15 protein-coding genes and 1 pseudogene are annotated in these 15,798 nt (G+C 64.5%); 12 read left to right on the plus strand and 4 right to left on the minus strand.

Annotation, left to right across the window (positions count from 1 at the left end):
- Nucleotides 1–53: 53 nt before the first annotated feature.
- Entirely contained in the window at nt 54–1,655 is a 1,602-nt protein-coding gene (locus tag J0J06_RS04125; protein WP_294040076.1) for an EAL domain-containing protein, read from the minus strand.
- A 143-nt stretch (nt 1,656–1,798) separates the two neighbouring features.
- On the opposite strand from J0J06_RS04125, the gene J0J06_RS04130 reads away from it, so the two are divergent.
- The 4 genes and pseudogenes from J0J06_RS04130 (at nt 1,799) to rimM (ending at nt 4,780) form a co-directional block, all read left to right on the plus strand.
- The gene (locus tag J0J06_RS04130; RefSeq protein ID WP_294040077.1) at nt 1,799–1,954 is read left to right on the plus strand and encodes a hypothetical protein; all 156 of its coding nucleotides are present in this window, start codon (nt 1,799–1,801) and stop codon (nt 1,952–1,954) included.
- 157 nt (nt 1,955–2,111) lie between these two features.
- Nucleotides 2,112–3,602, plus strand: coding sequence for a signal recognition particle protein (ffh, locus tag J0J06_RS04135; protein ID WP_294040078.1), 1,491 nt, complete (start codon nt 2,112–2,114; stop codon nt 3,600–3,602).
- 33 nt (nt 3,603–3,635) lie between these two features.
- Nucleotides 3,636–4,049 (plus strand): annotated as a pseudogene (rpsP, locus tag J0J06_RS04140) (30S ribosomal protein S16); the annotation flags it as partial.
- A 254-nt stretch (nt 4,050–4,303) separates the two neighbouring features.
- A complete protein-coding gene (gene rimM / locus J0J06_RS04145; RefSeq protein ID WP_294040079.1) occupies nt 4,304–4,780 on the plus strand; it encodes a ribosome maturation factor RimM in 477 nt (158 codons plus the stop codon).
- Here rimM and J0J06_RS04150 read toward each other — a convergent pair.
- Nucleotides 4,770–5,681 carry an NAD(P)/FAD-dependent oxidoreductase gene (locus J0J06_RS04150; protein WP_294040080.1) on the minus strand — a complete coding sequence of 304 codons (912 nt, stop codon included), beginning with the start codon at nt 5,679–5,681 and terminating at the stop codon, nt 4,770–4,772. The two genes, rimM and J0J06_RS04150, sit on opposite strands and share 11 nt — an antisense overlap.
- A 44-nt stretch (nt 5,682–5,725) precedes the next feature.
- On the opposite strand from J0J06_RS04150, the gene trmD reads away from it, so the two are divergent.
- Complete coding sequence (gene trmD, locus J0J06_RS04155; protein WP_294040081.1) at nt 5,726–6,451, plus strand: tRNA (guanosine(37)-N1)-methyltransferase TrmD; 726 nt, start codon at nt 5,726–5,728, stop codon at nt 6,449–6,451.
- A 1-nt stretch (nt 6,452) separates the two neighbouring features.
- Nucleotides 6,453–6,845 carry a 50S ribosomal protein L19 gene (gene rplS, locus J0J06_RS04160; protein ID WP_294040082.1) on the plus strand — a complete coding sequence of 131 codons (393 nt, stop codon included), beginning with the start codon at nt 6,453–6,455 and terminating at the stop codon, nt 6,843–6,845.
- Between the two features lie 68 nt (nt 6,846–6,913).
- Here the strand turns inward: rplS and J0J06_RS04165 are convergent, their stop codons facing one another.
- Entirely contained in the window at nt 6,914–8,323 is a 1,410-nt protein-coding gene (locus J0J06_RS04165) for a hypothetical protein (RefSeq protein WP_294040083.1), read from the minus strand.
- 123 nt (nt 8,324–8,446) lie between these two features.
- Here J0J06_RS04165 and J0J06_RS04170 point away from each other — a divergent pair, with 123 nt between their 5' ends.
- The 5 genes from J0J06_RS04170 to J0J06_RS04190 all read left to right on the plus strand — a co-directional run bounded on the left by J0J06_RS04170 (nt 8,447) and on the right by J0J06_RS04190 (nt 13,515).
- Nucleotides 8,447–10,678: a DPP IV N-terminal domain-containing protein gene (locus tag J0J06_RS04170; protein WP_294040084.1), complete on the plus strand. Its 2,232-nt coding sequence runs from the start codon at nt 8,447–8,449 to the stop codon at nt 10,676–10,678.
- 93 nt (nt 10,679–10,771) lie between these two features.
- Nucleotides 10,772–11,800: an aspartate-semialdehyde dehydrogenase gene (locus tag J0J06_RS04175; RefSeq protein ID WP_294040085.1), complete on the plus strand. Its 1,029-nt coding sequence runs from the start codon at nt 10,772–10,774 to the stop codon at nt 11,798–11,800.
- A gap of 54 nt (nt 11,801–11,854) precedes the next feature.
- Nucleotides 11,855–12,499 carry a DsbA family protein gene (locus J0J06_RS04180; RefSeq protein ID WP_294040086.1) on the plus strand — a complete coding sequence of 215 codons (645 nt, stop codon included), beginning with the start codon at nt 11,855–11,857 and terminating at the stop codon, nt 12,497–12,499.
- Complete coding sequence (locus tag J0J06_RS04185) at nt 12,499–12,936, plus strand: GFA family protein (protein ID WP_294040087.1); 438 nt, start codon at nt 12,499–12,501, stop codon at nt 12,934–12,936. The genes J0J06_RS04180 and J0J06_RS04185 overlap by 1 nt, the downstream gene beginning before the upstream one ends.
- A gap of 39 nt (nt 12,937–12,975) precedes the next feature.
- Nucleotides 12,976–13,515, plus strand: coding sequence for a J domain-containing protein (locus J0J06_RS04190; protein WP_294040088.1), 540 nt, complete (start codon nt 12,976–12,978; stop codon nt 13,513–13,515).
- Nucleotides 13,516–13,832: 317 nt separating this feature from the next.
- On the opposite strand, the gene J0J06_RS04200 is transcribed toward J0J06_RS04190, so the two are convergent.
- Nucleotides 13,833–14,984 (minus strand): glycosyltransferase family 1 protein, encoded by a 1,152-nt coding sequence (locus tag J0J06_RS04200; RefSeq protein WP_294040089.1) that lies wholly within the window; start codon nt 14,982–14,984, stop codon nt 13,833–13,835.
- Between the two features lie 67 nt (nt 14,985–15,051).
- On the opposite strand from J0J06_RS04200, the gene J0J06_RS04205 reads away from it, so the two are divergent.
- Nucleotides 15,052–15,759 carry a glutathione S-transferase N-terminal domain-containing protein gene (locus J0J06_RS04205; protein ID WP_294040090.1) on the plus strand — a complete coding sequence of 236 codons (708 nt, stop codon included), beginning with the start codon at nt 15,052–15,054 and terminating at the stop codon, nt 15,757–15,759.
- The last annotated feature ends 39 nt before the right edge of the window (nt 15,760–15,798 follow it).

Genomic DNA, 15,798 nt, shown 5'->3' on the forward strand with positions numbered 1-15,798 from the left:
GATCTAGGGGCGAGCGGCCGCCAAGTCCACGACCGGGCGTGTCGGGAAGCGCTTCAACCCGCGACGCGGCGGCTGATCGGGTCTTCCGCGACTTCGTCCGGTGGTGTCGTCGTTAGCAACCGCCGCTCGGCCAGCAACCGGCGCGCGTTCGCCGCCGACAGAGGACGGCCAAAGCAATGCCCCTGGCCGCGGGTGCAGCCGAGCGAGCGCATCCGTTCCTCGGTCGCCTTGTCCTCGATACCTTCGGCGGTGATCGACAAGTTGAGGCTCTCGCCTAGCCGCGCTATCGCGTTGACGATCGCCGCGCTTTCCGGGTTCTGGTTGATCGACATGACGAAGCTCTTGTCGATCTTGATCCGGTCGAACGGCAGCGCGCGCAGATGTGCGAGGCTGGAATAGCCCGTCCCGAAATCGTCTAGCGCCAGCTTGATGCCCTGGTTTTTCAGGCTACCGATGATCGATTGCGCCAGCGCCATGTTTTCGAACAAGGCGCTTTCGGTGATTTCGATTTCCAGCCGGCTGGCCGGGAAACCGGTTTCGGTCAGCAATTTGATGATCTTCTGCGCCAGCCAGGCGTCCTTGAGTTGCCATGGCGACAGGTTTACCGCGAGCGTCAGGCCAGGATGCCAGTCTCTCGCGGTCGTCAGTGCCTGACGCATCACCGTCATCGACAAATCGGCGATCATGCCGGTTTCTTCGGCAATCGGCACGAAATGCTCGGCCACGATCAGGCCGCGCTGCGGGTGTTGCCAGCGCGCCAATACCTCGAATCCGGTGAGGCGGCCGGTAGTCATGTCGATTTGCTGATCGAAATAGGGCTGGATTTCGCCGCGCGGGATCGCGGCGCGCAACGCGCCCTCCAACTCGTTGCGCGCCTGTAACTCGCGTTCCATCGAGATGTCGAACCAGACGTGGCGGTTCCGCCCCGCATTCTTCGCCGCATAGAGCGCGATGTCGGCCGCGCGCAGCAGCGCATCGACACTCGGGCAGTTGGCGTCGCTGCGGGCGATGCCAATCGAAGCGGAAATACTGAGGTCTAGTCCCTCTATGTAAAAAGGCTGGCCCAGTCGCGAGACGAGCCGTTCCGCGACACGCTTGACGCTGTCGGGATTGTCGGCGTCGAACAGCATGGCGCACGCGAATTCGTCGCCGCTGAAGCGCGCGGAGAGCGCGGAATCGGGTAGGATCTGGGCGATTTCCCCCGCAACAGCGCGCAACAGCGAATCGCCGGCCGCGTGCCCATGCATGTCGTTGACCGTCTTGAAATGATCGAGATCGACCATCAGCAGCGCGACCGCCTTGTTGCGGCGTTCCGCGCGTGACATCATTGCGGCGCCTTCCTCCGCCAGGCTGCGGCGGTTGAGGAAGCCTGTCAGTGGATCCTTCGACGCCAGCAACGCGGCGCGTTCCTCCGCCGCGGCCCGTTCGAGCATCTGGCTGCTCAGTTCGCGATGACGCCGCCAGCCGAACAGGATCAGCGCGATGTTGAGCAACATCGCGATAACCAGCGTCTGGTCGGTGCCGCCCTTGCCGGCGAAATAGTTGGTTACGATCATCGACAGCGCAGCACTGCCTGTACCGACGAACATGATAATCGCGGCGACGGCGACCGCGCCGCCCAACAAATCACGCCGGTTCGTCGCCGGTTCGCTCATGCCAAATCCCCGCCACACGACCGCGCGCGCGGTCTGGTCCAGCGGCGGTGATCGCATCGCAGGGTCAAGAAGCCGTTAAAGCCAGGCACCGTTTTGAGATTGTCCACCGCCGCCCTATGGCCGAGAAAAATCACGGAGATTGTATGGCGAATCCGCAGGAAAAGGCTTGGAGCGATGGCTATGCTGTGGGCAAGAAGGGCAAGCCCCAGACGATGAACCCTTTCAAGAAGGGCGGCTTCATGGCCGCGTGGCAGGAAGGGTGGCAGGCCGGGGTCAAGGCGCGGGACGCAGCCCAATGAGGCATCGGGTTGCTTCGGCGACCATGTTCGGCTAGGGGCACCGCCGACCGTTCCCTTTGCGAACGCGAAATTGTGCACCCATCTGGGTGACGCCGGCCGACGAGGTTTCGTCCGCCGGCGTGTTTTGCGTTTTCCGGGACGGCAGAGGAGTTTTTGAATGTTCGACAGCCTGAGCGATCGTCTTGGCGGTGTGTTCGACCGGTTGCGTGGCCGTGGCGCGCTGACCGAGGCGGACGTGCGCGGGGCGATGCGCGAAGTGCGGATTGCGCTGTTGGAGGCGGACGTCGCGCTGCCTGTCGCGCGCGATTTTGTCGAGAAGGTGACTGAACAAGCGGTTGGGCAGAACGTCCTGCGCTCGGTCACGCCGGGGCAGCAGGTCGTCAAGATCGTCAATGACGCGCTGGTCGAGATGCTCGGCGCTGACGAGAGCGAGCTCAATCTGGGCGTGACGCCGCCGGCCGTATTCATGATGGTCGGGCTGCAGGGCTCCGGTAAGACCACCACTACTGCAAAGATCGCCAAGCGGCTGAGTGGCGGCGCGGGGGGGCGCGACCGCAAGAAGGTGTTGATGGCGTCGCTCGATGTCAATCGGCCGAACGCGCAGGAACAGCTGGCGGTGCTCGGAGAGCAGACCGAGGTCGCGACGCTGCCGATCGTGCCGGGCCAGCAGCCGGTCGACATCGCCCGCCGCGCGATTCAGGCGGCGAAGTTGCAGGGCTATGACGTCCTGATGCTCGACACGGCGGGCCGCCTCCATGTCGATCAGGCGCTGATGGACGAGATGAAGGCGGTCGCGGATATCGCGAAGCCACAGGAAATCCTGCTCGTCGTCGACAGCCTGACCGGCCAGGATGCGGTCAACGTCGCGACCAGCTTCTCCGAACAGGTGCCGCTGACCGGCGTGGTGCTGACCCGCATGGATGGCGATGCGCGCGGTGGTGCGGCGCTGTCGATGCGCGCGGTCACGGGCAAGCCGATCAAGTTTGCGGGTACCGGCGAAAAGCTGGACGCGCTTGAGGGCTTCCATCCATCACGCGTGGCGAGCCGCATTCTCGGCATGGGCGATGTCGTGTCGCTGGTCGAGCGTGCCGCCGAGACGATCCAGCAGGAAGACGCCGAGCGCATGGCGCGGCGGATGGAGAAGGGTCAGTTCGACCTCAACGACCTCCGCTCGCAACTGGAACAGATGCGCAAGATGGGCGGCGTGGGCGCGCTGGCGGGGATGATCCCCGGCATGAAGAAGGCGCAGGCCGCGGTCGATCAGGCTGGCGGCGACAAGGTGCTGCTGCGGATGGATGCGATCATCACCTCGATGACGCCCAAGGAGCGATCGCGGCCTGAGCTGATGAACGCCAAGCGTAAGATCCGCGTCGCCAAGGGTTCAGGCACCACCGTGCAGGACGTCAACAAGCTGATGAAGATGCATCAGGAAATGGCGACCGCGATGAAGCGCATCAAGAAGATGGGCGGCCTGAAGGGCATGATGGCGATGCTCGGGAAGGGCGGCATGGGCGGTTTGGGCAATGCGATGGGCGGGCCCGAGCTCGGCGATGCGATGAACCAGATGGGCGGGTTGCCCGGACTGCCCGGCACCGGTGCGAAAATGCCGCCGGGGTTCCAGAATTTCATGAACGTTAAAAAGAAGTAATTTCAGTAATCTAACTAAGGAAGTTGAACTACAATGGCACTCAGTATTCGTCTTTCGCGTGGCGGCTCGAAGAAGCGCCCGTATTACCGCATCGTCGTCGCCGACGCGCGCAGCCCGCGTGACGGCAAGTTCATCGAGAAGATCGGCAACTACAATCCGCTCCTCGCCAAGGATAACGACCAGCGCATCCAGCTCGACGCCGACCGCGCCAAGCATTGGCTGAGCGTCGGCGCGCAGCCGACCGACCGTGTCGCGCGCTTCCTCGACGTCGCCGGTGTGCGTGAGCGTACCGCGAAGAACAACCCGAACAAGGGCAAGCCGGGCGAGAAGGCCACCGAGCGCGCCGAAGAGCGCGCCGAGAAAGCTGCTGCCGCCGCTGCTGCGGCCGAGGAAGCCAAGAACGCGCCGGCCCCCGAGCCGGAAGTGACCGCCGAGGAAGCGCCCGCCGAGGGTTCGAACGCCGAAACCGAAGCTGTAATGGCCGCGGAAGTCGAGGCCGCGACCGAAGAACCGACGCCGGAAGCCGAAGCCGTCGCCGAAGCGGTGGCCGAAGAGACTTCGCCCGTCGAAGCCGACGCACCTGCTGCCGAGGTCAACGAAGCGACTCCCGACAGCGATGCCGGTGACGACGCTGCTGCATCAGAGGGCGAGAGCGCTCAGGCCCCGGCCGAAGGCGCCGCCGAGGAAGAAGCGAAGGCGTAATGTCCGACGCCCCCGTCACGCTCGCGGCGATCATCGGCGCGCATGGCGTGACGGGGGAGGTCCGGCTGAAGGTCTTCGCCGACGACCTCAAGCCGTTCAAAAGCTTCAATGACGGCGCGCTGACGATCAGGTCGCTTCGCCCGACCCCGCAAGGCGCGATCGCACGCTTCGCCGAAATCGCCGACCGCAACGCCGCGGAAGCGTTGCGCGGCACCGAACTCACCGTCCCGAGATCCGCGCTGCCGCCGCTCGCCGATGGCGAATATTACCACGCCGACCTGATCGGTCTGGCCGCCGTGTCCGACGCGGGCGAAGCGCTCGGCCGCGTCGTGCTGGTCGAGAATTTCGGTGCGGGTGACGTACTCGAGATCGAACGGCGCGACGGCAAGCGTTTCATGGTGCCGATGCGGCCAGAGGCGGTGCCCGACTGGGATGCCGAGCGGCTGGTCGTGACCGCCGCGTTCGCTACCGCCTGATCGCCTCCCGTTCGTCGAGCAGGTTGCGGATCGCCGTCGCGGCGACGCCGGCTTCGCCCATCGCGTGGCTGATCTGATCCAGCCCCTTTACCACGTCGCCCGCCGCGAACAGTCCTAGGACCGAGGTGCGCTGGTGCGCATCGACCTCCAGGCACCCATCCTCGCTCGCACGCGCGCCCGCGGCCACCGCCAGTTCCGATCGGATCACCGAGCCCAAGGCGGGATAGACGGTGTCGAACGCCCGCTCGCCTTTCGACGTGGCGACGCGGATGGAGTCGCCGTCGATCGTGATGGGCGTGCAGGGGCCGTCGAGATGCTCGATCCCAGCGTCGTCGAGCTTGGCCCGGCACGCGTCGTCGAGGTCGTGCGCCGCGCCCGGCGCAATCAGCGTCACCTGCTTGCTGTATGCGCGCAGGAACAGCGCCTCGCGCATGCCGTGGTCGCCGGTCCCGATCACGCCGATGCGCTTGTCGGTCACTTCGTACCCGTCGCAGATCGGGCAGTAGCGTATCATTCCCTTGGCCAGCGCGGCGTCGTGTTCCTGTTGCGGCATGTCGGGGCGATTGTTGATGACGCCGGTCGCCAGCAGGACGGTGCGCGTCCGAATGCTACGGTCGCCGACCTTCACGACGAAGCCGTCACCGTCAGGCACGATAGCGTCGACATGCGCGTCCTCGCGCAGCGCACCGAAACGCTCGGCCTGGCGGTACATCAACTGGAGAAGTTCAATGCCCGGAATGCCGTCGGGATAGCCGGCGTGATTGTTGGTCCGCGGGATCAGCGCGGCGCGGCTCGATCCGTTGTCGAACAGCCTGATGCGCAGGTGGAACCGCGCCAGATAGATCGCCGCGGTGAGCCCGGCGGGGCCCGCGCCCACAATGATGCAGTCGTCGATCTCCATTGCACTCCCTTGCCATTCCTTCGCCCAACGCGGAAGGAGCGGCAATGTTCGCAGCGACCGTCCTGACGCTCTATCCGGAGATGTTTCCCGGCCCGCTCGGCGTGTCGCTGGCGGGGCGTGCGCTGGCCGAGGGCAAGTGGCGCCTCGACGCGGTCAACATCCGCGACTTCGCGATCGACAGGCATCGCACCGTCGACGACACCCCGGCCGGGGGCGGGGCGGGGATGGTGCTGCGCGCCGACGTGCTCGCCGCGGCGATCGACAGCGTGGTGGACGACCGGCCCGTCCTCGCTATGACGCCGCGCGGAACGCCCCTGAAGCAGGCCCGCATTCGCGACCTCGCGAACGGTCCGGGCGCGATCATCCTGTGCGGCCGGTTCGAAGGATTCGACGAACGAATCTTCGAAGGCCGCAACGTCGAACAGGTGTCGATCGGCGACTATATCCTCTCCGGCGGAGAGATGGGCGCGCTAGTCCTTCTCGACGCTTGCATTCGGCTGCTTCCCGGCGTAATGGGCGCGCCTTCAAGCGGTGTGGACGAGAGCTTCGAGACGGGGCTGCTCGAATACCCGCATTATACCCGACCAGTCGACTGGGAAGGGCGCACGATCCCCGAAGTGCTGCGATCGGGGGATCATGCGAAGATAGCGGCCTGGCGTAAAGCACAGGCCGAGATTGATACACGGTTACGGAGACCGGATCTTTGGGAGCGCCATGAGGGCGCTCGGGTCCTGCCTCCCTCTGGCGCGCGGCAGAAGAAGGACGAATGACATGAACGTCATCCAGACGATCGAAGCCGAGAACATCGCCAAGTTCCTCGAAGCCAAGAAGATTCCCGATTTCCGCCCCGGTGACACGCTGAAGGTCGGCGTGAAGGTCGTCGAAGGCGAGCGCACCCGCGTCCAGAATTACGAGGGCGTGTGTATCGCGCGGTCGAACAAGGGCATGGGCAGCAACTTCACGGTTCGCAAGATGTCGTTCGGCGAAGGCGTCGAGCGCGTCTTCCCGCTCTATTCGCCGAACATCGACAGCATCGAAGTCGTCCGCAAGGGCGCCGTGCGTCGTGCCAAGCTCTATTACCTGCGTGGCCGCACTGGTAAGTCGGCGCGTATCGCCGAACGCCGCGACACGCGTCCTGCCAAGGAAGCAGCCGCCGCCGAATAAGCGGCCGGCCAATCCGGTTTTTCGAAGGGGGCGTCGGAGCGATCCGGCGCCCTTTTGCTTGTCGGCCACTATGCGGGATTGAGCAATCGCCAGCCGATACAAAGCGCCAGAACCAGCAGGGGCGGTGTGGCCGCGAGCGCCAACCGGCCGCGAGATATTACGGCACCGCCTGTCAGATCGCTTGCCGCGATAACCGCGGCGATGGCGGCGGCAAGGATCGTCCACCAGTGATAGCGCAATTCCGAAGCCACGCTGAACGCCGCGTAACCCATGCCGTAGAGGAACGAGGACAGCGCTAGCGGCACGAGTAGGCGGCGCGAGGCGAGAGCCGGTGCAGCGACCAGCAGCCCGAGCGCGAGCGCAATCCACACGATCGGCCAACCCAGCGGCGTGGCCGCGCTCCACACCGCCGCGCCATCGATCGCGCTCAGCAACGGACTTGGCGTAACCCGATAACCCCAATCGTTTGGCGGCGGGTCGACCTGCACCGCGCGCTCGGTCGGATCGCGGGAGAACAATCGCGTATTGATGTTGAAGTGGCTGAAACGATGCTGGGCGTAGGCTAACGGGTGGGCGGCAACCTGCCCCAGCCACCAGTGATAGGGGCTGGTGCGCCGCGCGTCGAACGCCTCCTTCACGTTGTCGAACCCGATGTCGCACGGATCGGCTCCCCACCATGCGTAGCGGTCCCATTTGGACGGGTCGTAGCAAGCGCCAACGATCCCGCCCGGGTCGTCGCTGTAGTCGAAATCGGCGATTGGCGGAAAGGCGTTGGTGTCGCTGAACCGGGTGATGCCGCCAAGATCGAAGATAACCAGCGACAGCCCGACGCCGCTCGGCTTGGCGCCGAGCAGGCTGTTGGCGAGCGGCATGGCCGCGATCATCACCGCGCCCGCGACGATGCTGGTCAGCGCAAGGCGCAGCTTGCCACGCCACCATGCAGGAGGAAGCAATACGACCGCGATCGGTGTTGTCGCGAGAAAGGCGTTGAAGCGCAACGTGCTCGCGAACACCAGCAGCGCGATCCCAACGATCCGCCATGCCGCCGCGCGATTTTCCGGCGTGGCGGAGGCGAGAGCAGCCACCGCCATGGCCAGCGCGCCGGCCATCAGGCAATCCTTGAGTACTTCGCCGGTCAGGGCGAGGCCGATCGGCATGAATCCGCACGCCAGCAGCGCGATCGCCAACCCGCGCCTTCCTTGCCGGTTCGCCCATACCGCGAGCAGCGCCAGCCCGCCCCATTCGAGCGCGAGCTGCACGACAAGCATCGGCGCCGGCCCCGCATGGATCTCGATCAAACGTCGCCACAGCCATTCCATCGCTGGTGGGTGCCAGTCGTCGAAATCGCCGCTCAATGCCTGACCGTACTGACGGATGGCGTCCCACGTCATCAAGCCCGGCCAATAGGCGAGCGCAGTCAGTGCAGCCCCGAGGAGCGCGATGATGCCGATGACGACGGGAGTCGAACGACGGTACACATTGCGGTGGTCCGGCAACCGACCCTGCGCGTCAAGCGGGCCCCCTTTACGTGGACGTGTAGCGCCGCAATAAGCCACCGCAATGCCCGCAAATCGCCGGGTGACAAGGGAGTCGCGTGAGGTATGCGGGCATGGTTGATCGGGCTGGCGGCGGTGGCTGCGCCTGTCGTGGTTCTGGGCGGTGCGGCAATGGCCGTTGAGGAAGGCGCACAGCCGCTGACGCTGGAGCGCCTCTTCGCCAGTCCCGATCTTTCGGGCGCGCAACCGCGCAACCTGAAATTGTCCCCCGACGGATCGCTGCTGACGTTCACGAAGGCGCGCACGGACGAGCGCGAGCGGTTCGACTTATGGGCCCGGGATACCGCGACCGGCGTGGAACGGATGCTGGTCGATTCGAAGAAAGTCGGATCGGGTGCCGATCTGACTGAGGCCGAAAAGATGCAGCGCGAGCGCGCGCGGATCGGCGGCGACAAGGGAATTGTCGCGTATGACTGGTCGCCGGACGGCAAGTCGATCCTGGTCCCGCTCGATGGCGATCTCTACCTCGCCACGCTGGACGGAAAGGTAGTGCGCCTGACCAATATGCCCGGCGGCCAGCTCAATCCGGTCGTCAGTCCGGGCGGCGGCTATGTCTCGTTCGTCCGTAACCAGAATCTGTTTGTCCAGCCGCTGAGCGGCGGGGCCGCACGCGCACTGACCGGCGACGGCGCGGGCACGGTGCATTGGGGCGAGGCTGAATTCGTCGCGCAGGAGGAAATGGATCGCCGCACCGGTTACTGGTGGGCACCGGGAGATAAGCTCGTCGCGGTCGAGCGGTTCGACGAAGCACCGGTCGGCGTCGTGACTCGCGCGGCGATCGGCGCGAATGGGACGAAGGTGTTCGACCAACGCTACCCAGCGGCGGGCACGCCCAACGTCACGGTCGAACTCTACGTGATCGATCCGGCCACCGGCGGCAAGGTGAAGGTCGATCTGGGCGGCGACCCCGACATCTATCTGGCGCGGGTGAACTGGTCGCCCGACGGCAAGACGCTCTACGTTCAGCGCGAGAACCGCGATCAGACTCAGCTCGACATGCTCGCGGTCGATCCGGCGACGGGCAAGGCGAAGGTCTGGTTCAGCGAGAAGGCTGCGCCGAAAAGCTGGATCAACCTGTCCGAGAACTACCGGCTGCTGAAGGACGGTAGTCTGATCTGGTGGTCGGAGCGCGATGGGTTCGGCCATCTCTATCGCTTCGCCAACGGCAAATGGACTCAACTGACCAAGGGCAAGTGGCAAGTAACCGATCTGGTCGGGGTCGATCAGGCGCATGGCCGGCTCTATTTCATGGCCAACAAGGATGACGCCCTTGAGAGCCAGCTCTATAGCCTCGCGATCGACAAGCCGGATGCGATCACGCGTCTGACCGAGCGTGGCTGGACCAATCGGGCGTCGATGAACCCCGCGGCGAACCGGTTGATCGTGACGCGATCCAACCCCAACCAGCCGCCGCAGACCTATCTCGCCGACACTAGCGGCAAGATGATCGGGTGGATCAACGAGAATGCGGTGAAGCCGGGGCATCCCTATTATCCCTATCTTGCCGCGCATCGCCAGCGGACGTTCGGCACGATCAAGGCCGACGACGACACATTGCTTTATTACGAGATGATCACGCCGCCGCTCGAACCCGGCAAGAAATACCCGGTGTTCTTCCAGCATTATGGTGGCCCCCACAGCCAGACCGTGACGCGCGGCTGGGAAAATCCGATGGAGCAATACATCGTCTCCAAAGGCTATATCTTTTTCCAGCTCGACAATCGCGGTTCCCCCAATCGCGGCAAGGCGTTCGAGGACGCGATCTATCGCGCGATGGGATCGATCGAGGTTCAGGATCAACTTGTCGGCGCTAAATGGCTGAAGACGCAACCCTATGTCGATGGCGACCGCATCGGCATCTATGGCTGGTCGTACGGCGGCTATATGACGCTCAAGATGCTGGAGGCCAATCCGGGCGTTTATGCGGGTGGCGTGTCGGGAGCGCCGGTGACGCGCTGGGAGTTGTACGACACGCACTATACCGAACGCTATATGGGCGCGCGGCCCAAGGGTGGTGATGCCGCGGCCTATGCCGCGTCGAACGCGATCGACAATGCGGCGAAGATCGCCGATCCGTTGATGCTGATCCACGGCATGGCAGATGACAATGTCGTGCTCGACAATTCGACGGCTTTTGCGGCGCGGATGCAGGCGGCGAACCGACCGTTCGAAATGATGTTCTATCCGGGCAAGACGCATTCGGCCGGGCGCGACATCCATGTCTGGACGACGATCTTCAACTTCTTCGACCGGACGGTGAAGAACCGGGGCAAGTAGCGGCGGGCGGCTGCGTCGATAGTTTTGCTGCGCTGGACTTTCCCCGGTGCAGGACTATGCGACGCGCTGCGCAGTTTAGCGCTGGAGAAAATCATGGGTTACCGGGTCGTGGTGGCGGGTGCCACCGGCAATGTCGGGCGCGAGATGCTCAATATCCTGGCGGAACGCGAGTTCCCGGCGGACGAAATCGCCGTCGTGGCGTCGTCGCGCTCGACCGGGGACATGGTCGATTTCGGTGAGACCGGCAAACAGCTCAAGATCCAGAATATCGAGCATTTCGATCCGGAAGGTTGGGACATCGCCCTGTTCGCGATCGGCTCTGAGGCGACCAAGATCCACGCCCCGCGCTTTGCCGCGGCGGGCTGCACGGTGATCGACAATTCGTCGCTCTATCGCATGGACCCCGACGTCCCGCTGATCGTGCCCGAGGTGAATCCCGAGGCGATCGAGGGTTACAGGCGCAAGAACATCATCGCCAACCCGAACTGCTCGACCGCGCAGATGGTCGTTGCGCTGAAGCCGCTGCACGACGCCGCCAAGATCAAGCGCGTCGTCGTCGCGACCTATCAGTCGGTTTCCGGCGCGGGCAAGGCCGGGATGGACGAGCTGTTCGAGCAATCGCGCAATATTTTTGTCGGCGATCAGGCCGAACCCAAGAAGTTCACCAAGCAGATCGCGTTCAACGTGATCCCGCATATCGACAGCTTCCTCGACGACGGATCGACCAAGGAAGAGTGGAAGATGGTGGTCGAGACCAAGAAGATCCTCGATCCGAAGATCAAGGTCACGGCGACGTGCGTGCGCGTGCCGGTGTTCGTCGGGCATAGCGAAGCGATCAACGTCGAGTTCGAGGACGAGATTTCGGCTGCCGACGCCAAGCGTATCCTGCGCGAGGCACCGGGGGTGATGCTGGTCGATAAGCACGAGGATGGCGGCTACGTCACGCCGGTGGAATGCGTCGGCGAATATGCCACCTTTATCAGCCGCGTGCGCGAAGACCCGACGGTCGATAACGGCCTGAGCCTGTGGTGCGTCAGCGACAACCTTCGCAAGGGCGCGGCGCTCAATGCGGTGCAGATCGCCGAATTGCTTGGACGGCGGCACCTGCAGAAGGCGGCTTGACGGGGACGCGCGGTCCTTCACATTCCTCCCCAAAAGAGTTTGGGGAGGAATTCGTTGATCAGCGCCGACCTGTATTTCTCGTTTCGCAGTCCGTATTCATATCTCGCGCTGCCGCGCTGGCGGGTGATCCAGCGCGAGTATGACCTGACCATCGATCTCAAGCCGGTCTATCCGCTCGCGATTCGCCAGCCCGATTTCTTCGAGCGCAACCATCCCAACTGGCTGGGCTACACGATCCGCGACGTAATGCGCGTGGCGCAGCATGCCGGTATCCCGTTCGCGCCGCCGCGCCCCGATCCGATCGTGCAGAACGTGATGACTCGGCAGATCTCCGACGATCAGCCCTATATCTACCGCCTCGTCCGCACCGGGCAGGTTGCGGCGCGGAAGGGTAGGGGGTTCGCCTACGCCGACGAGGTCGCGCAGTTGGTGTGGGGCGGGACCGCGGGTTGGCATGCTGGCGATCATCTCGCGGGCGCCGCAGCTCGGGCGGGACTCGAGATGGCCGAACTGGACGCCGAAGCCGAGCGCGACGCAGAGGCGCTGGATGCGGAGGTCGCGGCCAATCAGGCGGCGCTGGAGGCGGCCGGCCATTGGGGCGTGCCGACTTTGGTGTTTCAGGGCGAACCGTTCTTCGGTCAGGATCGCATCGAACTGGCGTTGTGGCGGATGGGGCAGGCCGGATTGGAGAAGCGCTGATGGCGATAGAGGGCGGCTGCCGGTGCGGCGCGACGCGCTATACGATAGCGGCGGATCGGATCGATGCGATCTATAGCTGTCACTGCACTGATTGCCAGCGCTGGTCGGGGAGCGCGTTCAGCGAACAGGCGGTCGTGCCAGAAGGTACGATAAGCGCGACGGGACCCTTGATCGAGTTCACCCTCACCACGCCGAGCGGAGCGCAGTCGCGTCAGCGCGCCTGCGGCGTGTGTCACACGCGGCTATGGAACACGAATAGCAGCCGGCCCGGGATCGTCACGGTCCGTGCCGGAACACTCGATCACAACCGCACGCTGGCGCCGCGCGCGCATATCTGGGTCAAGAGCAAGCAACCCTGGGTCGTGCTGACCGATGATGTGCCGACGTTCGAGGAAACGCCGTCGATGGCGGAATTCTCTGCCGCCCTTACCCGCTGACGGCTGGCTTTCCCGGCTATACCTCCCTAAGTGCGCCCAATGGCGCGCGCGACACGATCCGACAATTGGGGTTTTCCCCGCTGGGGCGGGTATGGCTCGTCGCGCGAGGCTACGCGGGTGCGGTTGTGCGACCGGCACGGCTGTACCGAAAAAGGCGATTGCCCCGCGCCGAAATCGCCCAACAGCCCTGACCGCTGGTATTTCTGCCAGGAGCACGCGGGCGAGTACAATCGCGGCTGGAACTATTTTGAAGGATTGACGGCCGAGGAAGCCGCCGAACGCGAGGCCGACGAGACGCGCACCGCGAACGGCTATGCCCAATCGAAGCACCACGCCTGGGCCGGACCGGGCGACGGCAGCAGATCGCGCGACGAGATGCGCGCGCTCGACTTGCTCGAGCTGGAGAGCGACGCGACCTTCGACCAGATCCGTGCGGCGTGGCGCAAGCTGGCGAAAGAATGCCATCCCGACGTGCGCCCCGGCGACGCCGAGGCGGCGAAACGGTTCCAGGCAATCCAGGCGGCGTATGACGTGCTGCGCGTCGCCGAGGAAGAGCGGACGTGGAAGCCGACGGCCTAACGCCGATCGGTGGCCTCGGTCGCGTCGTCAATAGTCGCTGGTCTGGCGCTATCCTGGTCTGCGCGAAATGCACCAAGAAGGTTGACGGCGGGTTTGGTCCCAAGCGACGAACCCGATTGGCCAAAGCGCTGCGCAAAATGTTCGGGTTGAAAAAGGGGCGCAAGTCGAGCGCGGGCGTCATCGAGGTGAAGTGTTTGGGCGTGTGTCCGAAGAATGCGGTGACGCTGATCGATGGCGCACATCCGGATCGCTGGCGGATCGTGCCGGTCGGGGGCCGACATCGAGGCGCTGGGTTGCGATCTCGGGCTGGAGCCAGCTCAGGTGCCGCGCCGCGCCATCAAATCGAGATAGGCGGTAAGCACCGCTTCGTTGACTGGATCCCATTCATAGACCTTGGCCGCTTCGTGCCCCGCCAGTCCTGCGCTGCGCCGAAGATCATCGTCTTGCACCAGCCGCGCGATCGCGTCGGCATACGCGCCGACGTCGCGCGGCGGCACGAGGAAGCCGGTTACGCCGTCCTCGACCAGATCGACCGCTCCCGTCGCGCGTGCGGCGACCACCGGCACGCCCGCCGCCATCGCTTCCGCGGTCACGTTGCCGAACGTCTCGGTCACGCTGGGATTGAAGAACACGTCCATCGACGCGACCGCGCGGCTCAAATCGTCACCTGACTGAAACCCGGTGAAGGCCGCCTCCGGCACGCGTTCCGCGAACCAGTCGCGCGCGGGGCCTTCGCCAATCACCATCACGCGGTGCGGCACGCCGCGGCGAGTCAGTTCGTTCATCACGTCGGCGAAGATGTCGAGGCCTTTCTCCAGCACCAGCCGCCCCAGAAACCCGACCGCCACCTCGTCGTCGGCGATGCCCAGCGAACGACGCCATTCCAGGCTGCGCGCCTCCGGCCTGAAGCGGTGATGATCGACCCCGCGTGACCAGATCGAAATGGGCGTGGTTACGCCCCAGGTCTTCAGGATTTCACCGGAAGACGGCGCCGGCACCACGACATGTTGGGCACGATTGTAGAATCGCGTCAGCATCCGGATCAGCGTCGGGACGAGGAAGCCGATGTGGTAATAGGCCGGATACGTCTCGAACCGCGTGTGCATCGAAATGAAGCTGGCGATATTGCGCTTGCGCGCCCAGGTCAGCGCCTTGTGGCCGAGCCAGTCGGGTGCGGAGAGGTGGACGAGATTGGGCGCGAACGCTTCGAGGTCGCGGCGAGTCGCGGCCGGAAGTCCTCGCGCGAACTTGTATTCTCCGCGCCCGCCCGGCACCGCGATCGCGGGTACCTTCACCAAGTCGCCGGTCGGCGGGAAGGCGGGCGTATCCGTCGTCGGCGAATAGACGCGCACCGTCACCCCGCGCGACAGCAGGTGACCCACGAGCTTGTTGAGAGCTTGGTTCGCGCCATCGCGGACATAATTGTAGTTGCCCGAAAACAGCGCGACGCGAAGTTCGCCCGGTTGCATGCGCGCCCCATAGCGGGATGAACCGGCCTTGCCTATCTAGACCGCGACACAACCTGCGGAGGACCAGATGGCCGACCTTTCGAGCTTCCCGATCACCACCAAATGGCCCGCCGCCGATCCAACCGTCCTGCAATATTACGGCCTGCCGACCCCCAACGGCGTCAAGGTGTCGATCATGCTGGAAGAGACCGGTTTACCCTATGAAGTCCACTTGGTGGATTTCGCCAAGAACGATCAGAAATCGCCAGAATTCCTTAGCCTCAATCCTAACGGCAAAATTCCCGCGATCATCGACCCGGACGGGCCGGGCGGAAAGCCGATCGGTCTGTTCGAAAGCGGCGCGATCCTGCTCTACCTCGCGGACAAAACCGGCAAGTTCATCCCCGCCGATCCGGCCGCCCGCTGGGAAACGATCGCTTGGCTGATGTGGCAGATGGGCGGCCTTGGCCCGATGTTTGGTCAGCTTGGCTTCTTCAACAAGTTCGCCGGCAAGGATTATGAGGACAAGCGCCCGCGCGACCGCTACGTCGATGAGAGCAAGCGGCTGCTCGGCGTGCTCGACGCGCGGCTCGATGGGCGGACGTGGATCATGGGCGATGATTATACGATCGCCGACATCGCGATGCTGGGTTGGGTGCGCAACCTGATCGACTTCTACGGGGCTCGTGAAATGGTCGGGTTCGACGATTTTACCAACGTCGCGGCGTGGCTGGAGCGTGGCCTAGCACGCCCAGCGGTGCAGAAGGGGCTGACGATTCCGTCGCGGCCAAGCTGAATTTTGTTCCCATAACGTTCTGGTCACGCTAAGCGCTGC

The sequence above is a fragment of the Sphingomonas sp. genome (assembly GCF_017304615.1).
Classification (GTDB): Bacteria; Pseudomonadota; Alphaproteobacteria; order Sphingomonadales; family Sphingomonadaceae; genus Sphingomonas.